The sequence below is a fragment of the Alicyclobacillus sp. TC genome (assembly GCF_016804365.1).
Taxonomy (GTDB): domain Bacteria; phylum Bacillota; class Bacilli; order Alicyclobacillales; family Alicyclobacillaceae; genus Alicyclobacillus_I; species Alicyclobacillus_I tolerans.
Window position 1 is genome coordinate 1,541,897 of record NZ_CP044434.1, and the last position, 26,498, is coordinate 1,568,394.

Genomic DNA, 26,498 nt, shown 5'->3' on the forward strand with positions numbered 1-26,498 from the left:
TCTAACGTTTCCACAGCGCAGCCCGAAAAGTTTGTACAGCGTGCCTTGCTTCGCAAGTGAGCCCGATATGATATCCCACAATTTGACGATCGTACACGTCGATATAGGATAGCACGAAGAAAAATCGGTCTTCGCCTGTGATGTATCCGTACTTCACGTCGACTTCCCACAACTGGTTTGGTGCCGTGATTGTCCGGTTCTGTGCCAGTTTCCTGGGATGCTTCTGACGGATCTTCCGTTGTGGGCGTAATACACCCAGTTCCTTACACAACCAGTACACTTTCTTTTCGTTAATGACGAGTCCATAGTCCTGTCGAAGCATGTAGGTCAACTTACGGTAACCATACGCATACCCATCACCAGCGATCGATTCCATGATCCACTCCTTGATTTGTTCGTCGCTGGCTTTGCGGCCGCTCTCGGTCAATGAATATCCAGGGATAGGCCGCCCACCCGACATAGTATGGGGCTTTGGTTCGTGAGTCAATGGATAGTAATAAATGAACCGAGAGACCCCCACGATGCGCAGCACGAAGGTGACTGAATGTCCGGCTGTGATCCACTTGTACGCAATGGCTACTTTATCCGCAAACATTCCTGTAGAAGCTAAGAAATAGAGTTTGTAGAAATAATAACGCCCCGATACGATAAGTGTGTACTGGGTCGTAGCCCTCAATAACCCATCGTAGGAGGCGTTAATATGAAGTCTAGACTGGTTAAAGTGCAGAATCAACGCGTGGAACGAATTTCCACTACAACCCTTGTCATTGGTATCGACATTGCCAAGGAGAGACACGCTGCACAAGCTATTCACTTTCGAGGAATCGTCCTCAGCAACAAACCTATTATATTCTCAAATGACCGCTCCGGTTTTGAGCATCTGGAACGAACAATCCGCAAGCTACAGACAACCCATGGCATGGACGACGTCATCATAGGTATGGAGAGCACCGGACATTACTGGTTTAACCTTGCTAACTGGCTTGTTAAACAAGGTATCGACGTTGTGCTCGTGAATCCACTGACCACCAAACGAAACAAGGAAAACAGAGATAATTCGCCTTCCAAAAATGACCCCAAGGATGCACTGGTCATCAGATGCCGTCAGTCGTGGATACTACGCCTCCTTTTCCCCAAAAGACGAAGCATTCCGGCGGATCCGAGTCGTCGTCACAAACAGGGAGCACTGGGTGGTCGAACGTGGACGGATCGAAAACCGTATCCATCGTTGGCTGGATATTCGTTTCCCTGAGTATGGACAAGCATTTGAGGATATTTTCAGTGCTCGTTCCCTAGCGACATTGCGCCGGTTCTCGACGCCGTCTGACTTGCTACAGCTTACTCCAGAACGAATGATAGAAATCTGGGGAGAGTACATGTCGAGACCTGGTGGTGTGCGTGGAAAACGTAAGGCTATTGAACTTCTTGAGTTAGCCAGACACAGTGTTGGAGACACTTTCGCCCTGGAGGAAGACAATTGGGAACTCACACATTTGGTGGATGAGTACGAACGAATTCAGAGGATTGTTGAGGAAGCTGACGAGATGATGAAGAAGATGCTGCCCGAGATTCCTGGTTCAGAACTCGTTCTGTCCGTCGGGGTATCTGCTCCTGCAACGGCTGCCATTTTAGCCTTTGGCGGTGATTTAAGTAAGCTGTCTCATGGAAACCAGTTGCTGCGAAAAGCCGGTTTGAACCTCGCTGAGAAGAGTTCTGGTAAATACAAGGGGAAAATAAAGCTCACAAAGCGAGGCAATTCGCTACTACGCAAGCACCTTTACTTCACTGTGTTTCGCCTGCTGTCCCACAATTCTGCGTTTCAAGCCCTGCATACACACAACATTGAAGTGAAACGGATGACCAAGATGCAATCCATCATGAAATTAATCGGTAAACTGGCTCGAATGCTCGTCGCTATGGCCAGACAAGGGGAAGAATTCAGTTTAGATAAAGCCCAACTTACGTTAGCAGCTTAAGAAACCTGAGGGTCTCGACACGTAAATTGGCTCATTCGCAGGATTTCACAAAGAAAGCACGGAGTACCAAGAAACCCTCACTTTAGGGCAAAGCAGACCCGTTGCGCAAACGTTGATTGGACTCCACACCTTGGATAGATAGGACGAAGGAATGTAAGGGCGTAGACCCGTCGAGATTTGGGAGAGTGAATCCCAGGGACCTTGTGGAGAGAAGCGTGCAGCAAAGGACCTATATGGAAGATGCTGTTAAAACGCACTGCACCTTCTGTTCCCGCACGCGCTCGAACGGTTCTGCCTTACGAGGTATCTCCTCATTCCCACTCCATCTTATAACTAGGTTAATAAAATCCTGCGAATGAGCGAGCATTCGTGAGAAAAGGCTAATCATCTGAGGGAGTGGGGCTCTGTTTTTTTAGCAGGTCACGCAGAATATGATTCTCCAATGCATGATCGGCTAGCGCCTTCTTCAATGGCTCATTCTCTGAAATCAACTCAGATTGCTCGAAGACCACCTGCTGATAGTCGCTGGACGTTACATGTGTTGGAACACCTTTCGACTTCCCAGGCGCCACACCTGTCTTCTTAAACTCACGTACCCATTTGCCAACCATATTCACATTCAGATTATGCTTTCTAGCCACGATGGAAGGACTATTTGTTTCGATGCACTCCTGAACGATTTGTTGTTTAAACTGTGATGAATATTTCCTGCGTTCCTTGGGACAACCTCCTGATAACTCAAGTCTCCTACATTTTTGAGAGGTTGTCCAACCTGATTAGGGGGCTTATGAGGAATATGGCCAACGATTTTAGCGCAAAAGGAAGCAAGATAGAAGATTGGAGACTTCTTTTAAAAATACAACTACGACCGTCAAAACCAATCACTGAGCTATCTAACGCCGGGAGAAATGTATTTCCAGCAGAATAGCACCGCACTACATCCTCCTCCCGCTATCTGAAAAGTCAGCAATGTGTTCATAACTTAAACTAAAAATCAGTGTCTTGACAATAGGGTTCACCTTAGATGTGTCATTAGACACGCCTCCACTCGCCCAATACACTAAAAGGATTTAACAATTAAACTCTAAAGATAATATTTACTGTACGCCATTGAGTTGCACCGAAATATAAAATAAAAGCATCTATACAACCAATTCCTAAAATCATAAATAATAAATGTGGAATGCTAATGTGACCAACCCAATTAGTTGCTAAAACATTAGCAATCAAAACTGGAAACATAACTAATGTTGAGAGTTGCTGAGCAATTCTTGTTGATTTTGCTCTTGTTGATATTATTGTGCAAATCCCTACAACAAAAGTTGACAATACTAATGATAGAAGCGCTAAAACAAGCATAAATCCAATTGAATATGGTTTATATCTACTAGAAATAAAAATTATACTGGCAAAGCGAGATGACAATATCGTTACACAACACAATATTACTCCCAGAAGGACATGTGCTAACACTTTTCCCACGAATATAGCTGACTCAGAAATAGGCGCAAGAAGCAATGCCTCTAAAGTACCGTGTTCTCGTTCACCAGCAAAGGAGGATGCTGAGCTTGTAGCAGTGACCATGGTTGCTAAAATAATACTTTCCAGCAGAAATGCTATAATTAAAGGATGTAATTCTTGAACTTCTAACTGATCAATCGAATTATTCAAATGTATCTGAGATTTTAAAATTATAAATGTAACTATAGGAAATGCAATAGCTACGACAAGAGCAAATATTAAAACGGCTTTAGATCTAGTGGCTTCTTTAAATTCACGTTGAAAAATTACACTTATTCCACTCATAATTAACGCCTCCCTAGCATTTTATCTTGGTAATACTGATCAATTGATTCGATGGCTGAAACAGACTGTTGATCTACGCAAATACCTTTATTTAAAAGCACAATTTGATCACAAATTTTATGCGCCTCCTCTAGTATATGAGTAGACAACAAAACGGCTGACCCGTTTTTTGCTCGTTGTTTTAATAATTCTCGTAATGAAAAAACAATTTCTGGATCAAGATTAGAATGAGGCTCATCAAGAATAATATGTTTTGGATTGTGTAATAGTACTCTAATCAGCAAAGCTTTTTGACGATTCCCTTTAGATAATACACCAAGAACTTTATTGACCTTATAATTAAAGTTTAAACTACTACTGAGTGATTCAAGATTCAAATAAAATTGTTCTTTAGGCAAGTTATATAATTTAGCAAAAAATGAGAAATAGCTTAACGGAGTCATATTTTCATAAACTCCGTTATTGTCCGTCAACACGGCAATTTTTGATCTAACATCAGGATTATTGTATGTTAATATGTTATCAATTGTAGCAGACCCATTATCTGGCTTGATAAGACCACTTAGTAACCTAATAGTTGTAGTTTTACCAGCACCGTTTGGCCCTAACAAACCAACAATTACCCCATCTGGAACTTCAAATGAAAGATCCTTCACTCCATCACCGTTTGGATATATTTTTGTTAGGTTATTAGCAGCAAGCATAATCTGTCTCCTCAATTTTTATTTTTTAATTACAATTAGAAAAATCAAATTCAAAAATCAACATTTAAAAAAGCATAAAACATTTTTCAAATCAATTTACCCATGATTTTTGAAATAGTATATGAAAAAAATATGAAAACTATTTGAAATACATAGTGTTTAATTTTATAGTCGCAAAACACATAATGCGTAAGAATTTACTAAGATATACATAAGCACTACATAAATTATTTTTTAAGTATCTTAATTGATACCTACATTCCAAAGATTTTTTGGGTTTGTCTTTTTCTAGATTTTCCGTTGCTAAGTAAGCGGGTCTAATGTATTGAAAATACAATTCACTAAGTCAATATCATTTACACCCCTAAACATTCCTTGAATTTAAAACTATTTTTTAATTTCGTTTATTTAGTCATTTCTAATTCATAAAACATTAATTAATTTTATTTTTAATTTAAATAAAATTAATATTTTCTAAAAAAGATTAACTATCTTATATTTAATTTATTCTCGTCTTCGTACATATATGATTTTAACTACAATCGCTATAATTAATACGTTCACTAGGATCCATATTCCTGTAATAAAAATCCCCAGCAATTCATGTTGCAGATCCTTATATTCGTTAGTAACTAACATTATATAATTAAATTGCATTAGTAAAGCAATCATTACAATATACCTAGATATCCTACGTCCTTTTCTGTTATTTGTTACTTTAAATGAAATTTTCAATATATTACCTCCATCGCCTGTTTGTAAACATAATACAGTTCACTTGTATGTAGAATTGATTTACAACAAACTATTTTTCGAAAATTAATATTAACCTCTAAGAGTTGTTGTTGAGTTGTTTAACTTTTTAGAAGAATGCAAGCCTAAAATATGAATTACATATGAGAAACATGTAATAACTAATAAAAGAGTAGTGTATGCTATAGCGCTCTCCAAAATAAGTATAAATAAAGTTTGAATACTATTCAGTATTGTTACAAACGTAAAGTGTTGATAAAGCCCTTTATAAGATCTATAAGCGTTAACAACTAATGGAGGCACACTAAATACTGCGCCATCCACCACTAACCGACGAAAAGTTTGTACAAAATTTCCCCTATATGAATATGTGCTTGTAACAAAGATTAATAATAATAATCCGCAAATTCCCCAATAATATTTATGACTATCGAATTGCAAAAATGTCATAATGGCAGAGAATAAAAAAACCATTATAGTCGTCCAGTTAATAACTATTTTGGGTTTTGGTCTATAAGCCGAATGACCACATGTAGGGCATATTTTAAAACTTTCCAACTGTGCTTCATACCATGATGAGGTACCAAACTCATACGTAAAAAATTTGTTAACTAGATGATTGTCTAGGCGCCAAATAATTTTCACTGCATATAAGGCTATTTGTGAAGCAACTGCACCCACAATTGGGGATAAGCTAGTACCTAAGCCCGCCAACCGTTTTCCTTGAGGAGAACCGATACAGTCAAAACACAATGACTTATTAGGAATATAAATTGGTCCAACTATGCCCGAGGTTTCTGCGAAACCTCCAGCTATATATGGAATCCCCTGCAACACACACGCTTTATTTAGCCAAGTCATGACGGATTCTGGAGTATCAATTGCCTTGATAACTAAATCTGCTCCACTAATAAGTTCAAATACTGAAGAAAAATTCTCAATTCGAACAATTTTACTCTCAATTTGAATGTCAGGGTTTATATTACTGAGTTTATTGGCAAGTACTTTAGCTTTTGGAATTCCTAAATCATAAACATTATATAGAAGTTGACGATTAAGATTAGTAAGTTCAACTACGTCATAATCAATTAAAGTCAAATGCCCTACACCCATAGTGGTTAAATACCAAGCGACATGAGATCCTAATCCTCCGCAACCAAAAATTACTATCCGCGCCTTTTGTAATTCGTTTTGAAGATCGAATGGTTTACCCAGAAAGGATAAAAAACCCATTTGTCGAGAAAGAATATTTTGAATGTCCGAATCACTAAATTCATACGGTAATAAAATATGTTTTTCAATTAAATTACTAATTTCTGAACTTGATGCGATTTGTTTGAGTTGTTCAATATCCAAGAACTTACCTCTAGAAGATAGTAATATTTCAAGTAGTGCGAGGTTAGTTAAATTAACCGCATTTTCTTTTGAAAGATTAAACAGCACTGAACCATCTTCAATCTGAGAGATTACACAGTAAGGGTTCAGAGTGTACTTTTTTTCATTAGACATTTGTCCGTCTCCTTAAACGCACTATTTGGTAAAATATCAATGCAATCAATAGCAAAACTACTACTCCAGTAGATACTGCAGGAGAAACAAGACGAAGTCCTAATTTTCGAACCTCAAGTGCGGCTAATCCTATCAAAGAGATAATGAAAAGACGAGAACCAATAAAATAAACAACATAATCAGGACGCGAAAATAAAATACGCAAAATTCCATGTGAAATATTTTCCAAAGATGTTTTTTTATAATTCGGTTCATTAAGAATAGTAGTAAGCGCGAAGTATCCATCAAAGTCTACAAAAGGTATTAAATTTATAATTATTATTCCGATATTAAAGATCATGAGAAACAGAAATAAATAACCATGATTTAATGTGTAAACAAACCCACACAATGAAGCTATAAAACTGTTCATCAAAACCCCCGCTAATATTGCGTGCAAACGTTGGTTCCTCTGAATAAGTTGAATGCCAGTAATATCAGAATAAAAGGTAGGATGAAAATACATAAACATTATACCGATTGCTGGTACGTATACTCCATAAGCCCGTGCAACAAGCACATGTGAAAGTTCATGAAGAAAACTACTTAATAGAATCGCAACCAAATAGTAAATGATAACATAATAATTTAATTGAAAACTAAAAGCAGCATGAAGAATTCTATCATAGTTCAATAAAACTAATACGATGTTTGCAATAACACTAAACAAACCAAGACTAGTAATGGCTGTAGCCAATATTTGAGCTTGATGTGTCGATCCGACTATCTTACTCGGATTAAACAATTGTATTTTAATTTTGAACAAATCTTTTTTACGGTTTACATGATTCTCTACTAGTCCAAGTTTAATAACCAGTTCTAAAAATTTATCTCTCCATTGATCCGGTATTAACCCACTTAATTCTTCGTATGTTTTACGACCATCCAATAGATTTAGCCATGCTACCTCATTAGCTCCTATTTTAAAATGTTTTCTTGTTGTCGGATCGTAAACATGGAATATTCCATGAGAACTTTCGTGAAACTGCAAAGCATTTTTTTCTTTAACAACTTTTGACCATCCATCTATAAAATCCTCCGAGCGGCCAAGAAAATTAACTCTTGACCGCAATAAATTTTTCAACAGCCAAGTAGAGCAGCAACAGCTATCCCAATGGAAATTCCTCCAACAAACCCACTAAGCCAATCTGAGACAGGAGCATCTACAGGGCTAATTTCATGAATAATCACGAAAACCACCTCCTGTTAATTAACACAATAAAAATGCAATCCCAACACCAGCAGCAATACCCGCTACGGTACCAATGATAAAACCTAAGTTACTTGGAGTTTCTACCATATTAATCTCATTTAGTATCATACTTTCACCTCCTAATCTACCAAATTTATTATAATATAGTTTGAATATATCATTTTTGTCAATATTTTATTTTCTTCGATATATTTTTTTGGTATACGACAATTTTTTTTTTTGCAATAATCGTATTCTCAATACATATTCCTAAAATTAGTTATATGAGCGTTTTGCAGATTCATAAGCCCTTGTGGGACAAAGGATTTCAGAGCATGAAAAAGGACTTCACCCCAACTTGGAGAAGATTTCAAGTGACCAAACCCAAAATTCTCCTAGGAGGGAAGTCCACTTGTATCTTCTCCAAAAGTCCCTGTTTTCCTTTGAAGAGTGGCTAGAAATCGAACCCAGTGAACGACTTGAACTGTTCTTTTCTGCTCTGGATCTTCAGCCGTATGCCGCAAAGTTACGAAATTCATCACCCCAGGGTGCAAAGCCTATCAACCGTGAAGCGATTTTACGAGCGTTGCTCGCTGCTCCGCTTGAGGGGATTTCAACCTTTACCAAGTTGCACAAACGTTTGGTTAGCGACTTGCGGTTCCGGTACCAATGCGGGTTTCGGTTAGATGAATCCGCACCGTCAATTGCCACACTCAGTCGAGTCTTCAAGGCTGTAGTGGATAAAGATCTTGCCAAGGCACTCTTCATTGACCTGGTCAGTCAGTGCAAAGAGGCTGGAATCATCGATGGAAGTCACCTCGCCATTGACAGTACAGCGATTGGTGCCTATGAGAAGAAGCAACCGAAATCGCGTAGCCAAGAAACAGGTAATGCCAACTGGGGTGCCAAGTACGACACATTTGGCAATAAGCTCACGTGGTTCGGGTACAAAATTCATCTCGCTGTGGATACCTCCAGCGAGTTACCGGTAGCCTTAGAAGTCACACCCGCTCATATTTATGATGGTGAGATGGCGATTCCGCTCATGAAAGATGTCGTCGAAAACTACGGTTGGAAGGTCAAATACGTCATGATGGATGCCGGGTACGACCAGGTGAAAAACTACGAAGCTGCCCGTGGTTATGGTGCGCAAGCAATCATTGCACTCAATAAGCGTGGAGAAAAGGAACCACCTGCAGGCATGACATCCGATGGGACACCTCGTTGCTCCATGGGTTACGACATGGTTTATTGGGGAGCCGACGGTGACCGATTAAAGTTCCGTTGTCCACATGCAGTAGGCAAGGTTGACTGCCCGCTTGGGACTGCTGCTTGCTCGGACTCCAACTACGGAATGGTGGTCAAGAAGAGCATCACCGACGATGTAAGGCGATACGCCAATCCACACCGAAACACGCGGGGTTGGATGGAACTCTACAAGGAGCGAACGTCCGTGGAGCGATGTAATTCTCGGCTGAAAGAAAATCTTACAGCCAACGACACGCATGTCCGGGGTATTGAGAAGGTCACCACATACGTCTACCTCAATGCGATTATTCTACTTGCTTCTGCACTAGCGGTACATGCGACGGCAAGTTCACTGAAGACGGCTTAATCTTGGCACTCTGTTATTGGTAAAGGTATGTGAAAATCTAGACAACACAAACAAAAAAAGTAAATAATAGCCCTCAGACTAGTACTGTTTCTTTTTTCACTTCAAAGAGAAATGCAATTCTGCAAAACGCTCATATAAAATTAGATTAAAATATATCTCTGACATAGCGTAGAATTACTATTTTCGGAATGATCAGGAGCTATCACTTCGGAGCATTAAACAGAGACAACACTAGCTGCAAACAAACGGTAGATTTCATCCAGTTTTCAGCCTATTCTTTTCTATCAATTTCTTTGTCATCACAACAATATCGGGCCCTGAGACGCTATTATCTACACATTTGCCTGCCCTTTAAAGTTTGAGTTGGTTTGTGGTGTAACGCTTTTTGCCATCCCCGTACCACGGTCTCCACATGAACTTGCGCATGAGCCACTGCACGTTTAGTATGATAGGACTGCAGTCTGTGTACACATAGTAGTTACATGAGTAAGTATGCAATCATAACCACTTAAATCTGGTTCTCTACGGCGTTTGACACTTCTTAAAGAATAGCTCTATCAGGCAACGATGACGTACGGTACAATTCCGTCAGTTCGAGCGATTTTATAAACAAATCATTCGTGTGGATGACAATTCGTTCCCCTCTGCTTTTTTGCATCACGATTCGTCGTAACAGATTGTGTATGACCTTCGTTTGCGAACAAAGACGAACCCAAGTGTCTCGAATGATTCGTAAGTCTGTCAGGTCTCCGTACTTGTCACAAACTACTTCATACACAGTGTTCTCCTTTAGACGTGTCGCGAATCGAATGTTTCCGTCACGATATTCGTCAAACCTCTCTTAGTCCAGATAAACGCAGTTAAGGACATACAATACAATCAATCGGGTCATTCACAAACCACGGAAGTTCACAGGTGTCAGCAACCGAAAAAAGTTTTCTTCTCGTCGTGTGAGTAGTCATTGTTTGCATCTACCAGAGTAAACCGAGTGTGGATTTTCACACCAGCTATAGCTTTGCGGAAATTGTCCCAGGCTTACTTAGACATACACAGTGGAATCGTCGTGGAATCGATGATTTTAAAGAACCTAAGCAAGAAAAAACGGACGGTCCTATGGTTTTTCACCTGAACTTCGCAAACAGTCAAGAAATAACTGTCAAAGATAGATAGATAGATTCAGTCGTTCACTGGTACGCAAGAGTTGTGAGATACTGATGAAGTCCAGATCCAGTTCATTTTTCAATTTGAACTGATGAACTTGTACACATACAAGTTCATCCGAAGAAACGCCGATTAATCGAGTTTTTTGACATAGCGATTCGCTTCATACTGGATTGCGATGGCCTGTATGCGATTGCCTGTAATTGATTGATATTAAGAAACGAATACCATAAACCAAATCAAGAAGAGTATGTAGCCTTGTCCATAAGTTGGGTTCCTTTTCGTGGACTTGGACAGAAACACTATCTGTCGTCCATGATAAAGAAATTTAATTTTTAGCCGTCCACTAAAATCCAAACATTATGAACCTAGTGAAACCATGAATGCAACGCTAGTGATATCTCTAATCATATTTTTACAGCCTAGCAAGAGAAACCATATTATATTCGCTTACATATACATTTTTGTAAATAATATTCACAATTTTATTCGAAAGGTAATTGTTTATCAATATCATCATACAAACTTCTCTCCGTACTTACCCCCTCACCTCTACACTCCCAGATGCCACATTCACATACCCCACAATCTCCCCGCCTGTACATTCACGGTGTGCTCCCCCTTGGCAAACGCAAACGGCAGAAAGTCGGCATACGGCATCGTCAGACCCGTCCCATCTGGTAAGGCAAGGATGACCCGCCCTCCCTGTATCTGACGCGTCACAATGCCAGATACGGGCGCATAAAGCGGTACCGAATGCGACCACATGGCTTCTTTCGGTGTGAGCGTTCCCACCACGACCACACCGACGGATTGCGTCACCGGAAAGGAACCAAATACGTGACCTTGTGCTGGCGGGATAAAATCTTCCGTGTACGCCATCATGAGTGCCACCAAATCGGCCGCATACTGTGCATCCGCCGTCGCGTTCAGACCGTAGTAGGCTTCGCTGGCACTCTCCCAAGTGCCATGCGTCAAGTCCCGAAGATACGAAAGATACTTGGCTCCCGCCATCAGGGCATCCGCAGGGTCAAAGGGACTGGCGTAGGGCACACAATCTGCGCCGCTGGAACAGGCTTGACTGAGCGCCAACAAGGCCGAAGCGTTAAGGGCCGCCGTAGCCGGTGTTCCCATCGGGGCCATGAGACCGTCTGCATCCACGCCAAAGCCGCCATAGCGAAGAATCCTTGTCGCATCGGTATCCGGCGAGGCCACCGTTTGATCGGGATCACCGCTTCCACTCCAAGTTCCGGGTTCAAACTGCGTCAGCCCCATCGCATGACTGCCGTCGTAATCCGCATACGCCGCTGGATTCCAGCCGGATTCGTGATACGCTACGGCGGCCAGATATTGCATGGGGATACGATACGCTGCGCTCGCCCTCTCCACATCGGTGACAAACTCGGCAGGGATGCCATTTTCGATGGCGGGGGTTTGAGCCAGTTGCTGCCAGGGGACAAATGTGACTACCGAAGTGGTGGCGGAAAACAGCGCAAGCGTGATCCCCAGTCCGTAGTAGAGAAGAAAAAGAAGCGGGATAATCCACCAGGCGTTGGAGAGGAGATACGACAGGATTTTCTTTTTCAGCGCCGCTTTCAGTTCAGCAATGAGGACCTCTTTGACCGCTTCGCGAAGCGCCTTTGGGTCCACGCGCCCATCCTGTGCCGCCTGCCCTAGAATCGGCGTCAACCGCGCCATCCATCGTGTCGGATTCCCTTGCATCTTCCCCCTCCCCTCTGCGAGACGGGTATCGTTCGACGAGTGAAATGTGCTGCACATTCTCCAAATACTCCACCAGTTCGATCCCTAAAATGGCAATGGCACGTTGCCTTGCCGTGAGGTTTGAAGGCCGCAAGCCGCACTTACCGTGGCATCCATTTTCGTTCCAGGAGTCCCATCCCGACAAGCAACCACCCCACTCCCCAAATGAGCGCCAGCAACAGATACGGCCAGCCGTGAAACGTGAAAACCGGGCGTGTGCCGCTCGTCAGAAGCGTGTGCCCGTGTATCGTCTCCAGATGCGAATACGACTGCTCCTGCACACTCTGCTCCAGTCCCCGCATGCCCCAGACCAGCGTGCCCGCGACGGAGAACAGAACGCTCCCCACGGCAACGATGACAGATTGAATACGCCTTGGCATTCCCATCCCACCTTTCCATGCGATTCGACACACAGGAAAGAGTCGACGGCTGCTTTTTCCGCCCATAAGACGAGCCGCTGCCGCATACCCTAACGCATAAAAAGGGGGGACGGCGATGGCCAGACGAGTCCGACGAAAACGGAACATGAGCGGTATTTTGCTTTTTGGGCTATTCGTACTGATCTGGGGCTTGGGGGTGACGCAGGTTCATGGAAACTGGGTGTCTGTGTCCCCCAATCTCCCCGCCATCCCAGCATTCCTGCCACCGTATCTGGCCGCGCTGGTGCCGTTTGTCATTGGAACGGTTCGGGCGCGGCGATTCATCCTTCGCGAACAACAGCAAAGACGCAGCGTTTCTATGCAGACCGTAGACCGCATGGATGGCGTGGCATTTGAGCGTTTTATCGGCAGAGCGCTGGTCAATCGAGGTTGGAAAGTGGCCTACACAAAGACATCGGGAGACTTTGGGGCCGATTTGGTGGCTGAACGAGGACGGGAACGCTGGGTGTTCCAATGCAAGAGGTACACCCACGCTGTGGGAGTGGAAGCCGTGCAACAAGTGTATGCGGCCATGACCTACTATCAGGCGTCGCACGCTGTGGTGGTGACCAATCACCGTTTTACCGAGGCAGCCAAGGTACTGGCCGAATCCACTGGTGTGGAGTTGTGGGCACGTGATGTGGTGGAAACGTTTTTAACCCCACCGCCCGTGTCATCGAGGAAAACGGCATGGCAATTGTGATGACAGTGCTCATCTACACATCTAAAAAGAAACTACACAAAGTACTCAGAACAAATATCAGAATGGTGGAATATTTAGGTCGATAATTGAGAAAAATGAATTCAAGATAATAGTTAATTTTTATAGACCAAGTGAAATGGGAGAGAATCATGTATGAGACAGCACGACGACACTATTTCTTCAAAAGCAATCGAAGTCGTGCATCAAATCTCCAATCGACTTCATCCCTGCCCAGACCTTCGAATCCAATCCTTTAATATGAGTCGTTTCACTGTTTTCGTGCTTTGGTTGGACAGTCTGGTCGACAATAAACGTTTACAAGAAGCTATTTTAGTAACCAGTAGACAAATTTCCGATTTCAAAGGCAAACGAATTCATCATTCATCCATCATTCCAGGTCTTTCTACACATACTGTTAATAATGTTTCCGAGACTGTAAAAGCTTTGCTCAATGGTTGCGCAATTGTGTGTTCTGATGACATAAAGTTCGTACAAGTTTGGCATCTCACAAAACTACCGACACGTTCTGTTGAACGACCTGAAAATGAGCCTACATTGAATGGTCCGCAAGAGGCCTTTGTTGAAAATATAAACCTAAATATCTCTCTTCTACGAAAGCGCTTAAAAAGTCCTGAATTGAAAATTGAGACCTATGAACTAGGTAATGAATCTCAGACTACAATCGCCATTTTATATCACAAAACAATTGCAAAAGAATCTCTAGTAAATGAGATGCGTGACAGATTGAAAAAAATTGTAATTGACTACATTGTAGATATGAACCAAATACGCGAATTTATTTCTGATCCCTATTTTTCAATCTTTCCCACGGTTGAAGATACCGAAAGGCCAGATCGTATGATTGCAGGATTGATGGAAGGTCGTGTAGGACTGTTAGTCGACGGCTCCCCCAAAAGCATTCTTGTGCCATTAACATTTGCTATGAATCTCAGTTCTCCTGAAGATTATTACATGCATTACAGTATTGTTTTACCTCTTCGGTTGTTGCGTCACCTCATGTTCTGGGCCTCAGTATTATTACCAGCGCTCTATGTGTCCCTTTTAACTTATAATCAGGATCTTCTTCCTACTCCGCTTGTAATGAGTGTGGCTGCCCAACATGCTGGAATTCCTTTCCCAACTGTGTTTGAAGCTCTAGGCATGATGATAGCGTTTGAAGCTTTGCGTGAAGCAGGTACACGACTTCCTCGTGCAGTAGGACAATCAGTCAGTATAGTTGGCACCTTGATTATTGGAGATGCTGCAGTTCAAGCAGGGCTTGTTTCGCCTGGCATGGTTATTATTGTATCGGCAACTGGTGTAGCATCTTTTACATTGCCAGCACTCGGTCTAGTGATGTCAGCTAGATTACTCCAATTTCCATTCGTTATTGCTGCAAGCCTATTTGGATTATTTGGAGTTCTGATGTTAGGACTAGTGATAGTCGCTCGTCTAGCTTCATTGCGTTCATTTGGCGTACCGTATTTATCTCCCGTTGCACCGAACTATTTTAACGACATGAAAGACACGGTCATACGTGCTCCTTGGTGGATGATGCGAAAACGCCCCCAAGAATTCGAACCTCAAAATAGTTCTCGAATGAATGTGTCTCATTCAAAATCAAGGAGAGACCAAGGTTGAATTGGAGCATAATTAGCATTTGGAACTATAAAAGTCGTAAATATTATATAGTTGTTGTAGCGACCTTCTTAATACTTGGGACAGTTACAGCTTGCGATTACAATGATGTAGATCATCTATACATCTCAACAGGAATCGGCATAGATAAAGCTAAGAATGGTATTCGCGTTTCTGTCGATCTGATCAATCCAGAATCAGCCCTATCAGGACGAACAGAAGCAGGTGGAAACAATAAATCTGAACCAGATCGTATAGTATCAAACAATGGAACTACCATGGAATTGGCGTTTTCTGGGATTCAAAGTCAGTTATCACGTTCACTTTATTTACCCCATACTAGTATCATTTTATTTTCAAAGTCTGCAATCTCTTCTAAACTAGGTGGATTAGTAGATGCATTAGAACGAAATCGGCAATTGCGGAGAAGTCAGCTATGGGTAATTACGTCAGGTAATGCAGAAGACATCTTCAAAGATAGCAAAAAAACTAGTGTCTCTACAGCTGTACTAATTCGTGATTTAGTGGATGAAGAATCTAGACGCTATAAATGTCTAGCAAGTGATGAACTTCATATCGTAAAACATCTTCTAACTCCCTCCGCATCGTCAACAATAGCTGAAATCAAAATGAATAAAAATAAAGAACCTGTATTATCAGGATTGGACTTTATTTCAATCGAAGGTAAGCTATATAGAGTACCTTTCAGTAAAATATTGGATGTTAGTTGGTTGATGGGACGAACATTCGATGTCAGGGAACCATTAGTGGTGCGTTCTCAAGACCAACAAATCCACTCATTAATAACTATTCATTGGATTCGTACAACTACTCACTTAAAGCTGCTTAGCATTCTTCCAACTCCAATCATACAAGTTGATTGGAGAGGAACAGGCGAAGTAGAACGATGGGACTCTCCCACCACTATGAGTTCCAAAAATTTATCTCAATTAGAATGGTCAATCCAACATGACGTAGAAAACCGCCTGCGTGAGGCATGGCTAATGTCTACTAAATCAGGAATTGATGTCTACGGTATCCGAACACTCATAGAAGAACATTTACCAAAAGAAAAATATGTTAATGCAAAATATTCATATGATTGGAAACAAACAAAATTAATAATGAATATTCACTTGCAAATTTTACATGGCGAACTCGCTTCGCAGACACCATTTATCTCTAAAACAGTGAAAATAATTAAATGAAGCGAGGCAAAGCTAAGTGGAAAATGTATGGAAATTATTATGGACCATGATAAGAGAATTGATTGATTTTCAACACTGGAAACCAAATCGTATGAGCGAACGCCTTATTTGGTGTATTTTCATCGGATTTGCAACTTTATTAGCATTGGCTAATTCATTTCACTGGTTGTCGAATTTCAACCCTATTCGTGTGATTGAATGGATATTTAAAAAACCTACAGAATGGATTTACGGTGGAAACATAAGTCATGAAGGGGATTGAACATGGTTCAAATCTCGAGATATCAGGTTATTCTAATATTAATTTGGACAATATTAGGGACTGGTATTGTTACCATCCCTGGAACAATTGCACAATTTACAGTCCATGATGCATGGATTGCAGTATTTGGCTTATGTATCGGAGGATTTATATGTGCCAGTCTTGCAGCTCTTCATGTACATTTTTTTCCTGATAAGACGTTAACACAAATAGCAATGCATGCATTTGGTCCATTAGGAGGAGGAATATTTGCGGTCTGGTATATAATATTTGGTGTGGTGACATTGGCAACAATCGGGCGCGAATTAAGTACTTTTGTTGGCGTAACTGTGTTGCCAAATACACAGGAATTTATTACTAGCTTGCTTACATTTTCTGTAACCGCATATCTCACATATTTAGGAATCGAAGTTGTCGGTCGTGTCAATCAATTTATTTTTCCTCTTGCTATTATCATAGCCCCCCTTCTTTTCTTCTTAAGTTTACAAGGATTTGAATGGCAACCATTTCGCCCGATGTTAAGCTCCGGATGGATGGCCATTTGGCAAGCAAGTGTTGTACCTGCATTTGCTTATGGTTTGGAATTTTCTGTGGTTCTCCAGTGGATTCCTGCACTAAGAACACCCCGCACTCTGCCATACGATATCATCATAGCTAGTGCAATAAGTACAGTCGTATTAATTATTCTCATTACATTGACTATAGGTGTCATCGGAGAGCCTGTACGTTATTTAAGCTATCCAATTTTAGAAGTCGTTCGTTCCATTCGACAAGGAAAGTTTGTGGAACGTTTGGATACTTTATATGTCATGGGGGTTGTGAGTACACAGGTTTTGAAAATGTCTTCATTTCAATTAGCAACTTGTGAAGCGATGAAAGATATAGGCTACTCCAAAGATACAAAATGGGCGATCATTCCCTGCACAGTACTTACTTGGTCTGCTGCTAACTTCATGTTTCACAATTTATTTGATGTTACCGAATTTATCTTGCATGCTGTACCAGCTTATTTCTTGTTTTCCGTAGTCATATGCCCTGTAATTATTTACACAATAGGATGGTGGCGATATACGGATAAAACATAAAAATAATATATTCCTTCTTTACTTAAAATATTCAATTGATTAGAAAACGGAATCATACAACACATTTTGGATATTTCATAGATTGATTAGTGGGTAATTACGATACGCAAACACTTAATTTCCTACATATAAACATTTTGTCCAAAAACTGATTCTCTTCGCCATGGAGAAAAGATAGATTATTTTTTCAAAAATATTTAACAACAGTTCAACATTTAGATGAATTCACCACAGCTTGACTAACTACTGGTCGAACCATATTGTGAGATTTTTATCTCCGCCCTTCACCCCCTCCTTGCTGAAGGGAGGAATTTGCATGGACAGTTTCGCCAATTCCATCACCAGCCTCATCATCTTCAGCATTGTGGTGGCCGTCTCCACCGCCATTGGTGTCGACATGGCCTTTGCCCTCTTTGGGATGGGACAAGGGGCGTCCTCCTACATTCAGGGTCTCACTACCCCAGTCGGTTGATGGTTTGTGAAGTAGCGGAGAAAAGGGGGAAATGCAGGTGTTGTTCATGGAAAAAAAGGCATGGGTCGTGCGTGCCTTGCGTCTGCGAAACGGGGAAGATGAGAAAAGTTCCATCACGGGGATACTTCGTTGGGTCATCGGAACCGTGGCTGTCGTCGCTGTTGTCAGTGGCATGGTCTACTATTTTTATAACACTTACCACCAGTCCACCAGTACCGTGAGTAATATCAATTACGGTATCGCCAGCGCCAACTATACGATTCCTGGTGGTGGCAGTGTATCCGGAAATGGCAATATCACCTTGCCTAGCATGCCGTAAAGAAACGCCCCCTGTCAGATCAAGCTGCGGGGGCTTCGTTTCTTTCACTCAAAACTTCATTCCAGTTCTCCTCACTACAACCTTGATCGTGTTCACGGCTAAACGGTTGCCCGTCTCTACCTACCTTCACTTTGCGATTATTTCTAACAAATGCAAAAATACGTGACCATTCCTCATACTTTTAGTTATGTTAGAGTGCATGCCTGAAAACCTTGCATGTCTAAGCTCTTATTCGTTGTAAACCTTCTCACACCAAAGAGATGTATATACTCTATGAAATTTGGTAGACCGAGCCATCACTGTCTTGACCAAGATGATATATGCACTGGATTGCATGATGAAGCTATTGGCAAGTACGGAGTGTATTGCATATTCGCACCCTTATATTCAAAGGCACTCTTCCAAAGTCAAGCCTTCTTGGACAAATCACACAGACTTAACCTAGTTCCAACCTGGTGTAGATTTCCCCTTCTAAATCAACCCAGCGCCGATTTTGAAGGTCTATGATGAATTCTTCGGTGACAGAAAATTCTTTAGCGAGTTCTGCAGCTGAAACATCTGATGGCATCGTCCGTCTGTTTAGTTTTCCATATCGGAATTTATTGTACAAGGACCAGTATAAAGTAGCCAAAAGAACTACAAGGCTAAATTCAAATGTGAACATTGTGAGATCTACAGTTTGTGTAATGTAACCCGCCGAAATGATGAATCGGCGTAGATAATGAATGCCGCCCGCCCATAATAAAACGGATAAAGAAATTTGAATTAAAAACACGAAGATGTACACCCATCCAGACAGCGTAACAAAATATTCTACAACTCGTTTTCCAGGCTTTTGTTTTCCATCTATGATTAGTTGTCTTTTTTTCAGGACACAATCCCCCTATCTGGACTATCCCAAACTGCATATTTATTGCCTTTTTTGACTGCGTTCATGTGACTGATTGCTTTTGGAATGGCACGGAGGACAACCAGTGCATTGACGTACCAATATATGCTTGGGTACCAAATACTCCACATAAAGTATTTCATGAGCCCTGGTTCATATAATCGATCTAAGTACAGAGCTACAAAAGATTGAATCACAGAGACTAACGCAAGATAAGTTCCTGTCCAAAAGACAGGGACATAATAATGGTGCGATAAAACCATTTCTATAACGAGTAAGATTGTACTGATGAACCAACAAATAGACCACACAATGCTCACCAATTGCTCCAATAACACCGGTACAAATCTACGATGCCTCCAATCAAAAATGATTTTCCAGTGTCTCATTAGCACTTCAATGCCACCCTGGGCCCATCGGACACGTTGCTTCCATAACCCTGATATAGTCTCAGGTACAAACATCCAACACAGCGCTTTGGGTTCATAGCGAATATCCCAAAATCGACGCTGTAATTTCCACGTAACACCAATGTCATCCGTTATGAGATCTACATCCCATAATCCACAATCGAGTAATGCACGTTTGCGAAACGCTACAATAACTCCAGATACAGTCATCACTTTGCCGAGAACTCTCTGTGAACGTTTTATGAGTCCAATAATGCTGGAGTACTCTACAAGCTGAACTTTGGCTAATAGTGAACTTCTGTTTCGAACACGCGGGTTCCCAGTTACAGCCCCGACTCGTTCACCTCCTGAACGCACAAAATGTCCGACCAACCAATGAAGAGCATCATGTTCCAGAACAGCATCTGAGTCCAAAGTTACGATAATCTCTCCGCGGGCTGCCATAACACCAAATTTTAACGCATTTGCCTTTCCACGATTCTGTTTTAAATTAATAACGCGAACATTGTCATACATCTTGACAAGGATAGATAGCTTAAAGAGCGGTCTTTACTGCCATCATTAATTACTACAATTTTATACTTAGGATAATCAAGCGCTTGCAATTCATGAATGGTATCTACAATTGTCTGTTGTTCGTTAAAGCAGGGAATTAAAATCGTAATCAGAGGAAATTCTTTTAGGGCAGACGAAAAGGAGTTCCGTTCTCTGCGAAAGTAAAAAATAATTGCCGCGAACATCCAAACGATACTCATAATCAGAGGGTAGTAAAAAACAAAGTCAAAAAACCTCGCACTGATGACCCAATTCACGCGCATCCCCCATGTGATGGACTCAACCACCAGAAATTTGTTTTCTAGTGAAATAAATATACAACATAAATATGAGATTTCCGACACAATCCGACACTAATCAGTTGACTTTTAATACATCTGACCGTTTTCACGCCCCTAGAGAGTTCGCGACAGACCTCGTTGGACTTCAAGGTCGAGTATCATAGAGTAGCTTCCTTGGAGGCATTGAAGTAACACCCTTTAGGCATTACAATATCCCACTTACCAACAGAAAGCACGCCCCTATGCAACATCAGTCATATTAATGTTTTTTGTATGGTTTAGAACGACATTCAAATTCGGGCGTACAGACAACCCGCCAGATACAAATATTCAGCGGATTAAGCGAAGACAACTATGAGTTAGGAAATCCGGCAGCGACCATATCATCGGCTAGTTTCTGCTTAGAAAATGAATTTGTCATATAAATCCTCCGAAGTTCTTATGTCGCTATTCTGCCCGCCTACGACATAACCCGGAAAATCCCTGTTTAGATCTTTATATAAACATGAGGGAGGATCCTTCTTCGGCATCAGTCCCCGATATAGTTGAATAAAAACTAAAGGACTCATGCTTGTTTCAACGCATAAGTCCGTGTAAGTGGCAGATAAAGATCATAATGAACGATATTCGCTTAAATACATCAGACGAACAGGTTCCGTCGGACCATCAGGAAGGTTACAAATAAATTCTAAATTTTTCCACCTAGGTCATTAAAGTACACTGAAGCATTTCGGGAATGGGGTCTAGCATATGGCTTAGTAGGTGGCATTTCTCCATGCTGTGCTACTGAAATTCCTCGTTCTTTTAACTAAATTTCTATCTTTTCAATATCATCAAAATCCACTTCAAAAGCTAAATGTTTGCCAATAATTATACGGAAACGAGCAGGCGAACATCCTGAATTTTCGCACCCGTATGTGCAAGAACGGGCTCGATGTGCGAAGTAACCATTCAGATTGACTTAATCTCTCCATGTCCACTGTCCAGGTTTCCAAGTACCCCACACCCGACGATTAGAATCCCTTCCAAGTAACCCCATCTGTGAGGAGGCACAAATCGAGGCAAAGATCTAGTCCCAAGTCTGCCTCGACAAAGCACCATGAAACGACTCGATTTATGATATTCTCCGTTTGTAAACCCACATTGCGAAGACGTACGCTACCAGTGTAATGCCTACGCACCATGCGAGCGCAATCCATATGTCATTGCCCACAGGCTGCCCCGCGAGCAACGATCGAATTGCGTCAACGATTGAATTGACAGGTTGATTGTTGGCAAAAGCGCGTATGACGGAAGGCATGTTCTTGGTGGGCACAAAAGCCGAACTGATGAATGGCAGGAAGAGAATCGGGTAAGCAAAAGCGCTTGCACCGTCTACCGACTTTGCGGACAGTCCTGCAATCACCGCGAGCCACGTCATAGCGAGTGTAAACAAGACCAGTATACCAGCTACAGCAAGCCATGACAGCAGCCCTGCCGACGAACGAAAACCCATAATCAGTGCAACTAGAATAATAACGACAACCGAGACCGCGTTCGATACCAGCGAAGTCAGAACGTGCCCCCAGAGAATGGTCGAACGTGCGATTGGAAGAGAGTGGAGACGCTCGAAAATCCCGCGCTGCAAATCGATAAACAGGCGGTAAGCCGTATAGGAAATACCACTTGCAATCGCGATGAGCAGTATACCGGGCAAGAGATAATTCACATAGTTATCCGTCCCGGATTGAATGGCGCCGCCGAATACATAGACGAACAGCAGCATGAACGCAATGGGCATCATGGTGACCGTGATGATGGTGTCCATGCTACGAAATATGTGGCGCATGGAACGTCCCAACAGGGTGCTCATGTCGCTGAGGAAATACTTGTTTGCCGCTTCCAATTAGACGCCCTCCTTGTTACCCACAATTGCGAGGAATATCTCTTCTAGTGTTGGTTGTTTTTCCACATACTCCACTTTTGACGCAGGGAATCGCTTTTTTAGCTCCGAAAGCGTGCCGTTGGCAATAATCCTACCTTCATGCAGGATGGCAATGCGATCCGCCAACTGTTCCGCCTCTTCCAAATACTGCGTAGTCAGGAATACCGTCGTACCCCCATCCGCAAGTTCTTTGACAATCTTCCAAACTCCCATTCGGCCCTCTGGATCAAGCCCATTGGTGGGCTCATCGAGGAAAATGACTTGCGGCTTTCCGACAAGGCTCATGGCTAGATCGAGCCTGCGGCGCATGCCACCCGAATAAGTGGATACCCTACGGTTAGCAGCGTCGGCCAGACCGAAACGATGTAGCAAGTCGTCAGCAACCTGACGCGGATTTTTGAGGTGCCGTAGTTTGCTCATCATGATCAGGTTTTCCCGACCAGTCAACAATTCGTCTACGGCGGCAAATTGTCCGGTTAGGCTGATCGACTGCCGCACATATTCAGGCTCTAGCGCAACATCGAATCCATTTACGACTATGGTCCCACTGTCTTGCTTCAGTAACGTGGTTAAAATCTTGACAATCGTTGTCTTTCCCGCGCCATTGGAGCCGAGCAAGGCAAATATACTGCCCTGTTTCACTTTGAAATCTACACCCTTCAAGACATGAAGCTGCTTGTAGGATTTTTGTAGTCCTTTGACTTGTATTGCTACGTCTTGCATATTTTCACCTCCCTATATGACCGTGACATTTGACAAATCAACAACCCAGAGGCCTTTCAGCGCAGCATAGGTCAGCTTATCCATCGTTGCGCCGTCAAAGCAGACGGTTTTGAAGTCACGGTAAGATTTGTTTGTCACGAATAAAGGGAGACGGAATGAAACATTCTTGAGTATCGCTCCCCGAAACGAAGCGTTCTTCAGTGCTGACTTGTCAAAGTTGACACCGATGAAGGTCTGCCCATCAAAGCAAACCCCTCGCAGGTCCGAATACTCGAAATCCACACTGCTAAAGACACAATTCTCAAAGGTTACTCCTCCAAAATCAGACTTGGTCAGCTTGGCATCGGTCAGATTTACATTTTCAAACTTCGCGCCTTTCAGGGTCGAAACATTCACACTGGTGCGTACTATGACGGATTTTCGGAAGCTCGTATCCTTAAGATCAGTGGCATGAAAGGTGCAGTCTGTCAGATTTGCACCGTCAAAATTGGCGCCACGCATATCGCTTGCCATAAACGTGCTGCCGGACAGATCAGCATCACGAAAGTCGGCGTCACGCAAAGCACTTGCCTTGAATTTCCCCTTGTGTAAACGAACGCCCGCGAAGTCACTTTCCTTGAGATTGCTCGCATTGAAGTTAATCAGCACCTGGCGCTCAAGCGACCGAGAGAGATTAGCGACCTCTTGGACCGTTTGGTCAATATCACCAATACTGTCGATGGTCATGTCAAGAGCCGTTTCGTCGTCCTTGCCCTCAGCCTTGAGTTCACGGAACCTCTCCTGCAGATCAGAGAGAAGGTCGGCCTTTAGCTCGCTAACACTCTTAATCCCGTCATATGGTGCAAATACCTCGTTTAGATAGGTCGTCAATTTATCATTCATCACACCAAACCTCCCTACAATAAGGTGTCGAGTACGCGCTTTGCGAACTCCCAATTCTCTTTGTTGATCGCGTAAGTGGCCTTTCCCTTTTCGGTAATCCGAAAATACTTGCGCCGACCGCCTTGCGTCTCATCTCCCCAATACCATTCGATGTCACCGTCTGCCTCAAGCCGCCGGACACTAGAGTACATGGTGGCTTCTTTCAACTCATACTCTCCACCTGAGCGCTCAGCAATCAGCTTGACAATTTCGTAGCCATAGCGATCAGCTTCGGACAAGAGTCGCAAAATCATCGTGTCGGTATGTCCTCGCAGCAGGTCGGATGTGATCTTGGTTTGACTCATATCATCACCTCGACAGCATCATTCTACATCACATTACTATGTCAGTCAATGTAATACGAAAGTAGAAATACAGTGACTGATTAATAATTGGATTGTAGCGATTGATACATAAGGGCATTACTGTTGAAGAAATTGTGAACATTACGGGTCTTTCCAAGCAAGAGATCGAAGAACTCGTGCAGAAGCAAACCCATTAACAATTCGGCCTGTCGGACGCATTCGCGCTTCGGCAGGCCGCGTTTTCACACAGACATCCACAGCGTCTAAAGACAAGTTGAGCAACGATGGTATTATCGAGTCTTCGCCAACCTATCAAAAAAATATCCCACACCGTGAATGTTCCGTAAGCGCTAGTGAAGGATCAGGAAAAAATCTGAGCACGTTTTGTGGATGATTATAAAATTTAATGATAATTAAAACTTTATATTTAAATCTTTCGCCCGCGGCTAACGTTTTGTAGAGGAATTTCGAACGGTAATTTTCAACCATGTGGTTGATTGATTCTATGTTATCAATTATGATCAACCATGTGGTTGATTTTCTTAATGGATGGTGACGGACAGTTGGATTCTCGGAAAAAATCGAGTTTGCGTATGCGTTCGTTGATAATGGTGCAATTAGTCATTTTAGGAATTCAACTATTAGTAGGTATAATCGTGAACTTGTGGGTTGCCATTCCGAATAGTCACCCTGGTGTTCAGGCATCAAATTACTTCGTTGGTCTGTGGGAAGGTATTGGTTGGGCCACGGCACATACAACATGGTCTCTTCAACTTCACATTGTGGTGGGATTTATACTCTGGATTCTGTCGTTAGTTTTGATCATTTGGGCTATCCGACTTGGTCGGAGAAAATTTATCCTTTTAATGACTTTGTCGTGGGTAGGTATAACGGGCGCAGGATTTAATGGGGGTAGCTTTCTGAACTACGGGCACAATTTTAGTTCCTTTCTTATGACCATTGGTTTCACGCTGGCCTCAGCCAGTTATGCGATTGCGTGTATTTCCGAAAACTCTAGACAAACTAATTTGGCGGATGAGGAATAGACGAATGAACACAGTTCGCAGGTCTGAAATCATTCACGCCGCCTACGAATTGATTGTCGAACGAGGTCTTGAAGGATTTCGTGTCAGGGCTGTAGCGGATAGGGTAGGCATCAATCATGCCACCTTGTTACACTACTTTGCCTCCAAAAATGATTTGCTTGATGCGGTCATTGATCACTTACTCGATCAACTTCGAAAAGAGGGAATGAGACACGAAACCAGATCACCACTTGAAGTACTGCGCACGGAGTTTGATGACATGCGTCGTCGTATACTAGAAGATCCTGATTTCTTTGTAGTCCTTTATGAACTGCAATTGCGCGCTCGGCGAGATCCTGATATCGCTCGACGATTGGAAAGGATGCACGAAGCATGGCGGAGACATTTGGTTCGTGTAATTGAAGAGGGCCAGGAGGCAAAGCAGTTACGGGCTACTCTTCCGGTTTCAATGTTCGTAGATACATTTATGGCACAATTTCGTGGATTCAGCATGGAGGCACTGGGATGCGTGGTTCCCGAACGTTTAAATTCCATGATAGAAATAATGTGGAATATGATAAATATTTGGATTGTAGAACGCGATCTAGCTCAGGCACCTGAAGAATCGAATGGAGTAGAATAAGTATGATAAACAACGGAAGCGTTTTGTTGCTACTAACCACTTTGGTGCTGGCTTTCTATAATGTAGGAACAATCTGGGCACATGAAATTGATATCTTTAGGACGTGGAAATTACTTGATCCAAACACATTCCGCCGTGTCCAGACTATACATTGGAATAAACTCACATATTGGGTATTCATTCCTGTTGGTCTGTCTTTC

At 42.3% G+C, this 26,498-nt stretch carries 27 protein-coding genes and 1 pseudogene; 12 read left to right on the forward strand and 16 right to left on the reverse strand.

Going from position 1 to position 26,498, the window contains the following annotated elements; translation table 11 throughout:
• Position 1: 1 nt before the first annotated feature.
• Positions 2–595 (reverse strand): IS3 family transposase, encoded by a 594-nt coding sequence (locus FY534_RS07620; RefSeq protein WP_370541566.1) that lies wholly within the window; start codon positions 593–595, stop codon positions 2–4.
• Positions 596–700: 105 nt separating this feature from the next.
• Here FY534_RS07620 and FY534_RS14640 point away from each other — a divergent pair, with 105 nt between their 5' ends.
• Positions 701–1,252 carry an IS110 family transposase gene (locus tag FY534_RS14640; RefSeq protein WP_238413444.1) on the forward strand — a complete coding sequence of 184 codons (552 nt, stop codon included), beginning with the start codon at positions 701–703 and terminating at the stop codon, positions 1,250–1,252.
• Positions 1,191–1,976: a transposase gene (locus FY534_RS14645; RefSeq protein ID WP_238413445.1), complete on the forward strand. Its 786-nt coding sequence runs from the start codon at positions 1,191–1,193 to the stop codon at positions 1,974–1,976. The genes FY534_RS14640 and FY534_RS14645 overlap by 62 nt, the downstream gene beginning before the upstream one ends.
• Positions 1,977–2,356: 380 nt before the next feature.
• On the opposite strand, the pseudogene FY534_RS14830 reads toward FY534_RS14645, so the two are convergent.
• From FY534_RS14830 to FY534_RS07650, 5 genes and pseudogenes are all read right to left on the reverse strand, one after another.
• Positions 2,357–2,680, reverse strand: a pseudogene (locus FY534_RS14830) (transposase); the annotation flags it as partial.
• A gap of 373 nt (positions 2,681–3,053) precedes the next feature.
• Positions 3,054–3,782 (reverse strand): ABC transporter permease, encoded by a 729-nt coding sequence (locus FY534_RS07635; protein ID WP_203114181.1) that lies wholly within the window; start codon positions 3,780–3,782, stop codon positions 3,054–3,056.
• Between the two features lie 2 nt (positions 3,783–3,784).
• The gene (locus tag FY534_RS07640; protein ID WP_203114182.1) at positions 3,785–4,486 is read right to left on the reverse strand and encodes an ABC transporter ATP-binding protein; all 702 of its coding nucleotides are present in this window, start codon (positions 4,484–4,486) and stop codon (positions 3,785–3,787) included.
• 825 nt (positions 4,487–5,311) lie between these two features.
• The gene (locus tag FY534_RS07645; protein ID WP_203114183.1) at positions 5,312–6,748 is read right to left on the reverse strand and encodes a HesA/MoeB/ThiF family protein; all 1,437 of its coding nucleotides are present in this window, start codon (positions 6,746–6,748) and stop codon (positions 5,312–5,314) included.
• Entirely contained in the window at positions 6,741–7,871 is a 1,131-nt protein-coding gene (locus FY534_RS07650; protein ID WP_203114184.1) for a M50 family metallopeptidase, read from the reverse strand. Before FY534_RS07650 ends, FY534_RS07645 begins: the two co-directional genes overlap by 8 nt.
• 520 nt (positions 7,872–8,391) lie before the next feature.
• On the opposite strand from FY534_RS07650, the gene FY534_RS07655 reads away from it, so the two are divergent.
• Positions 8,392–9,594, forward strand: a complete 1,203-nt coding sequence (locus FY534_RS07655) for a transposase (RefSeq protein WP_203114185.1) — start codon at positions 8,392–8,394, stop codon at positions 9,592–9,594.
• Positions 9,595–10,135: 541 nt separating this feature from the next.
• Here FY534_RS07655 and FY534_RS07660 read toward each other — a convergent pair.
• The 3 genes from FY534_RS07660 to FY534_RS07670 all read right to left on the reverse strand — a co-directional run bounded on the left by FY534_RS07660 (position 10,136) and on the right by FY534_RS07670 (position 12,915).
• Complete coding sequence (locus tag FY534_RS07660; protein ID WP_203114186.1) at positions 10,136–10,372, reverse strand: hypothetical protein; 237 nt, start codon at positions 10,370–10,372, stop codon at positions 10,136–10,138.
• Positions 10,373–11,328: 956 nt separating this feature from the next.
• Entirely contained in the window at positions 11,329–12,477 is a 1,149-nt protein-coding gene (locus FY534_RS07665) for a transglycosylase SLT domain-containing protein (RefSeq protein WP_238413446.1), read from the reverse strand.
• An 84-nt stretch (positions 12,478–12,561) separates the two neighbouring features.
• Positions 12,562–12,915 carry a hypothetical protein gene (locus FY534_RS07670; protein ID WP_203114188.1) on the reverse strand — a complete coding sequence of 118 codons (354 nt, stop codon included), beginning with the start codon at positions 12,913–12,915 and terminating at the stop codon, positions 12,562–12,564.
• Positions 12,916–13,179: 264 nt separating this feature from the next.
• Here FY534_RS07670 and FY534_RS07675 point away from each other — a divergent pair, with 264 nt between their 5' ends.
• The 7 genes from FY534_RS07675 (at position 13,180) to FY534_RS07705 (ending at position 18,622) form a co-directional block, all read left to right on the forward strand.
• On the forward strand, positions 13,180–13,638 hold the full coding sequence (locus FY534_RS07675; RefSeq protein ID WP_203114189.1) for a restriction endonuclease: 459 nt from the start codon (positions 13,180–13,182) through the stop codon (positions 13,636–13,638).
• A gap of 153 nt (positions 13,639–13,791) precedes the next feature.
• On the forward strand, positions 13,792–15,279 hold the full coding sequence (locus FY534_RS07680) for a spore germination protein (RefSeq protein WP_203114190.1): 1,488 nt from the start codon (positions 13,792–13,794) through the stop codon (positions 15,277–15,279).
• Complete coding sequence (locus tag FY534_RS07685) at positions 15,276–16,484, forward strand: Ger(x)C family spore germination protein (protein ID WP_238413447.1); 1,209 nt, start codon at positions 15,276–15,278, stop codon at positions 16,482–16,484. Before FY534_RS07680 ends, FY534_RS07685 begins: the two co-directional genes overlap by 4 nt.
• A gap of 16 nt (positions 16,485–16,500) precedes the next feature.
• Entirely contained in the window at positions 16,501–16,746 is a 246-nt protein-coding gene (locus FY534_RS07690; protein ID WP_203114191.1) for a hypothetical protein, read from the forward strand.
• Between the two features lie 2 nt (positions 16,747–16,748).
• Positions 16,749–17,831 (forward strand): GerAB/ArcD/ProY family transporter, encoded by a 1,083-nt coding sequence (locus tag FY534_RS07695; protein ID WP_203114192.1) that lies wholly within the window; start codon positions 16,749–16,751, stop codon positions 17,829–17,831.
• A gap of 316 nt (positions 17,832–18,147) precedes the next feature.
• Positions 18,148–18,303, forward strand: coding sequence for a hypothetical protein (locus FY534_RS07700; RefSeq protein ID WP_203114193.1), 156 nt, complete (start codon positions 18,148–18,150; stop codon positions 18,301–18,303).
• A gap of 37 nt (positions 18,304–18,340) precedes the next feature.
• Positions 18,341–18,622 (forward strand): hypothetical protein, encoded by a 282-nt coding sequence (locus FY534_RS07705; protein ID WP_203114194.1) that lies wholly within the window; start codon positions 18,341–18,343, stop codon positions 18,620–18,622.
• A 436-nt stretch (positions 18,623–19,058) separates the two neighbouring features.
• Here FY534_RS07705 and pgaD read toward each other — a convergent pair whose 3' ends face one another.
• From pgaD to FY534_RS07735, 7 genes are all read right to left on the reverse strand, one after another.
• Complete coding sequence (gene pgaD / locus FY534_RS07710) at positions 19,059–19,493, reverse strand: poly-beta-1,6-N-acetyl-D-glucosamine biosynthesis protein PgaD (protein ID WP_203115568.1); 435 nt, start codon at positions 19,491–19,493, stop codon at positions 19,059–19,061.
• A complete protein-coding gene (locus FY534_RS07715; protein ID WP_255567358.1) occupies positions 19,490–20,437 on the reverse strand; it encodes a glycosyltransferase in 948 nt (315 codons plus the stop codon). The genes pgaD and FY534_RS07715 overlap by 4 nt, the downstream gene beginning before the upstream one ends.
• The gene (locus tag FY534_RS14835) at positions 20,407–20,739 is read right to left on the reverse strand and encodes a glycosyltransferase (protein ID WP_255567359.1); all 333 of its coding nucleotides are present in this window, start codon (positions 20,737–20,739) and stop codon (positions 20,407–20,409) included. Before FY534_RS14835 ends, FY534_RS07715 begins: the two co-directional genes overlap by 31 nt.
• Positions 20,740–21,871: 1,132 nt before the next feature.
• Positions 21,872–22,609 carry an ABC transporter permease gene (locus tag FY534_RS07720; protein ID WP_203114195.1) on the reverse strand — a complete coding sequence of 246 codons (738 nt, stop codon included), beginning with the start codon at positions 22,607–22,609 and terminating at the stop codon, positions 21,872–21,874.
• A 33-nt stretch (positions 22,610–22,642) separates the two neighbouring features.
• The gene (locus tag FY534_RS07725; RefSeq protein WP_203114196.1) at positions 22,643–23,404 is read right to left on the reverse strand and encodes an ABC transporter ATP-binding protein; all 762 of its coding nucleotides are present in this window, start codon (positions 23,402–23,404) and stop codon (positions 22,643–22,645) included.
• Positions 23,405–23,416: 12 nt separating this feature from the next.
• Complete coding sequence (locus FY534_RS07730) at positions 23,417–24,286, reverse strand: pentapeptide repeat-containing protein (RefSeq protein ID WP_203114197.1); 870 nt, start codon at positions 24,284–24,286, stop codon at positions 23,417–23,419.
• 14 nt (positions 24,287–24,300) lie between these two features.
• Complete coding sequence (locus FY534_RS07735; protein WP_203114198.1) at positions 24,301–24,630, reverse strand: PadR family transcriptional regulator; 330 nt, start codon at positions 24,628–24,630, stop codon at positions 24,301–24,303.
• A 563-nt stretch (positions 24,631–25,193) separates the two neighbouring features.
• Between FY534_RS07735 and FY534_RS07740 the strand changes: the two genes are divergently transcribed.
• Positions 25,194–25,676, forward strand: coding sequence for a hypothetical protein (locus tag FY534_RS07740; RefSeq protein WP_238413448.1), 483 nt, complete (start codon positions 25,194–25,196; stop codon positions 25,674–25,676).
• Between the two features lie 4 nt (positions 25,677–25,680).
• On the forward strand, positions 25,681–26,298 hold the full coding sequence (locus FY534_RS07745) for a TetR/AcrR family transcriptional regulator (protein WP_203114200.1): 618 nt from the start codon (positions 25,681–25,683) through the stop codon (positions 26,296–26,298).
• The last annotated feature ends 200 nt before the right edge of the window (positions 26,299–26,498 follow it).

Bases quoted from the DNA above. Each gene is read 5' to 3' on its own strand.
- FY534_RS07700 (WP_203114193.1), top strand. From the start codon at position 18,148: ATGGACAGTTTCGCCAATTCCATCACCAGCCTCATCATCTTCAGCATT.
- FY534_RS14835 (WP_255567359.1), bottom strand. From the start codon at position 20,739: ATGCGCGTGAATTGGGTCATCAGTGCGAGGTTTTTTGACTTTGTTTTT.
- FY534_RS07680 (WP_203114190.1), top strand. From the start codon at position 13,792: ATGAGACAGCACGACGACACTATTTCTTCAAAAGCAATCGAAGTCGTG.
- FY534_RS14640 (WP_238413444.1), top strand. From the start codon at position 701: ATGAAGTCTAGACTGGTTAAAGTGCAGAATCAACGCGTGGAACGAATT.
- FY534_RS07695 (WP_203114192.1), top strand. From the start codon at position 16,749: ATGGTTCAAATCTCGAGATATCAGGTTATTCTAATATTAATTTGGACA.
- FY534_RS07640 (WP_203114182.1), bottom strand. From the start codon at position 4,486: ATGCTTGCTGCTAATAACCTAACAAAAATATATCCAAACGGTGATGGA.
- FY534_RS07720 (WP_203114195.1), bottom strand. From the start codon at position 22,609: ATGAGCACCCTGTTGGGACGTTCCATGCGCCACATATTTCGTAGCATG.
- FY534_RS07715 (WP_255567358.1), bottom strand. From the start codon at position 20,437: ATGTATGACAATGTTCGCGTTATTAATTTAAAACAGAATCGTGGAAAG.
- FY534_RS07745 (WP_203114200.1), top strand. From the start codon at position 25,681: ATGAACACAGTTCGCAGGTCTGAAATCATTCACGCCGCCTACGAATTG.
- FY534_RS07620 (WP_370541566.1), bottom strand. From the start codon at position 595: ATGTTTGCGGATAAAGTAGCCATTGCGTACAAGTGGATCACAGCCGGA.
- FY534_RS07730 (WP_203114197.1), bottom strand. From the start codon at position 24,286: ATGAATGATAAATTGACGACCTATCTAAACGAGGTATTTGCACCATAT.
- FY534_RS07670 (WP_203114188.1), bottom strand. From the start codon at position 12,915: ATGGAAAGGTGGGATGGGAATGCCAAGGCGTATTCAATCTGTCATCGT.
- FY534_RS07645 (WP_203114183.1), bottom strand. From the start codon at position 6,748: ATGTCTAATGAAAAAAAGTACACTCTGAACCCTTACTGTGTAATCTCT.
- FY534_RS07725 (WP_203114196.1), bottom strand. From the start codon at position 23,404: ATGCAAGACGTAGCAATACAAGTCAAAGGACTACAAAAATCCTACAAG.
- FY534_RS07665 (WP_238413446.1), bottom strand. From the start codon at position 12,477: ATGCAAGGGAATCCGACACGATGGATGGCGCGGTTGACGCCGATTCTA.
- FY534_RS07735 (WP_203114198.1), bottom strand. From the start codon at position 24,630: ATGAGTCAAACCAAGATCACATCCGACCTGCTGCGAGGACATACCGAC.
- FY534_RS07635 (WP_203114181.1), bottom strand. From the start codon at position 3,782: ATGAGTGGAATAAGTGTAATTTTTCAACGTGAATTTAAAGAAGCCACT.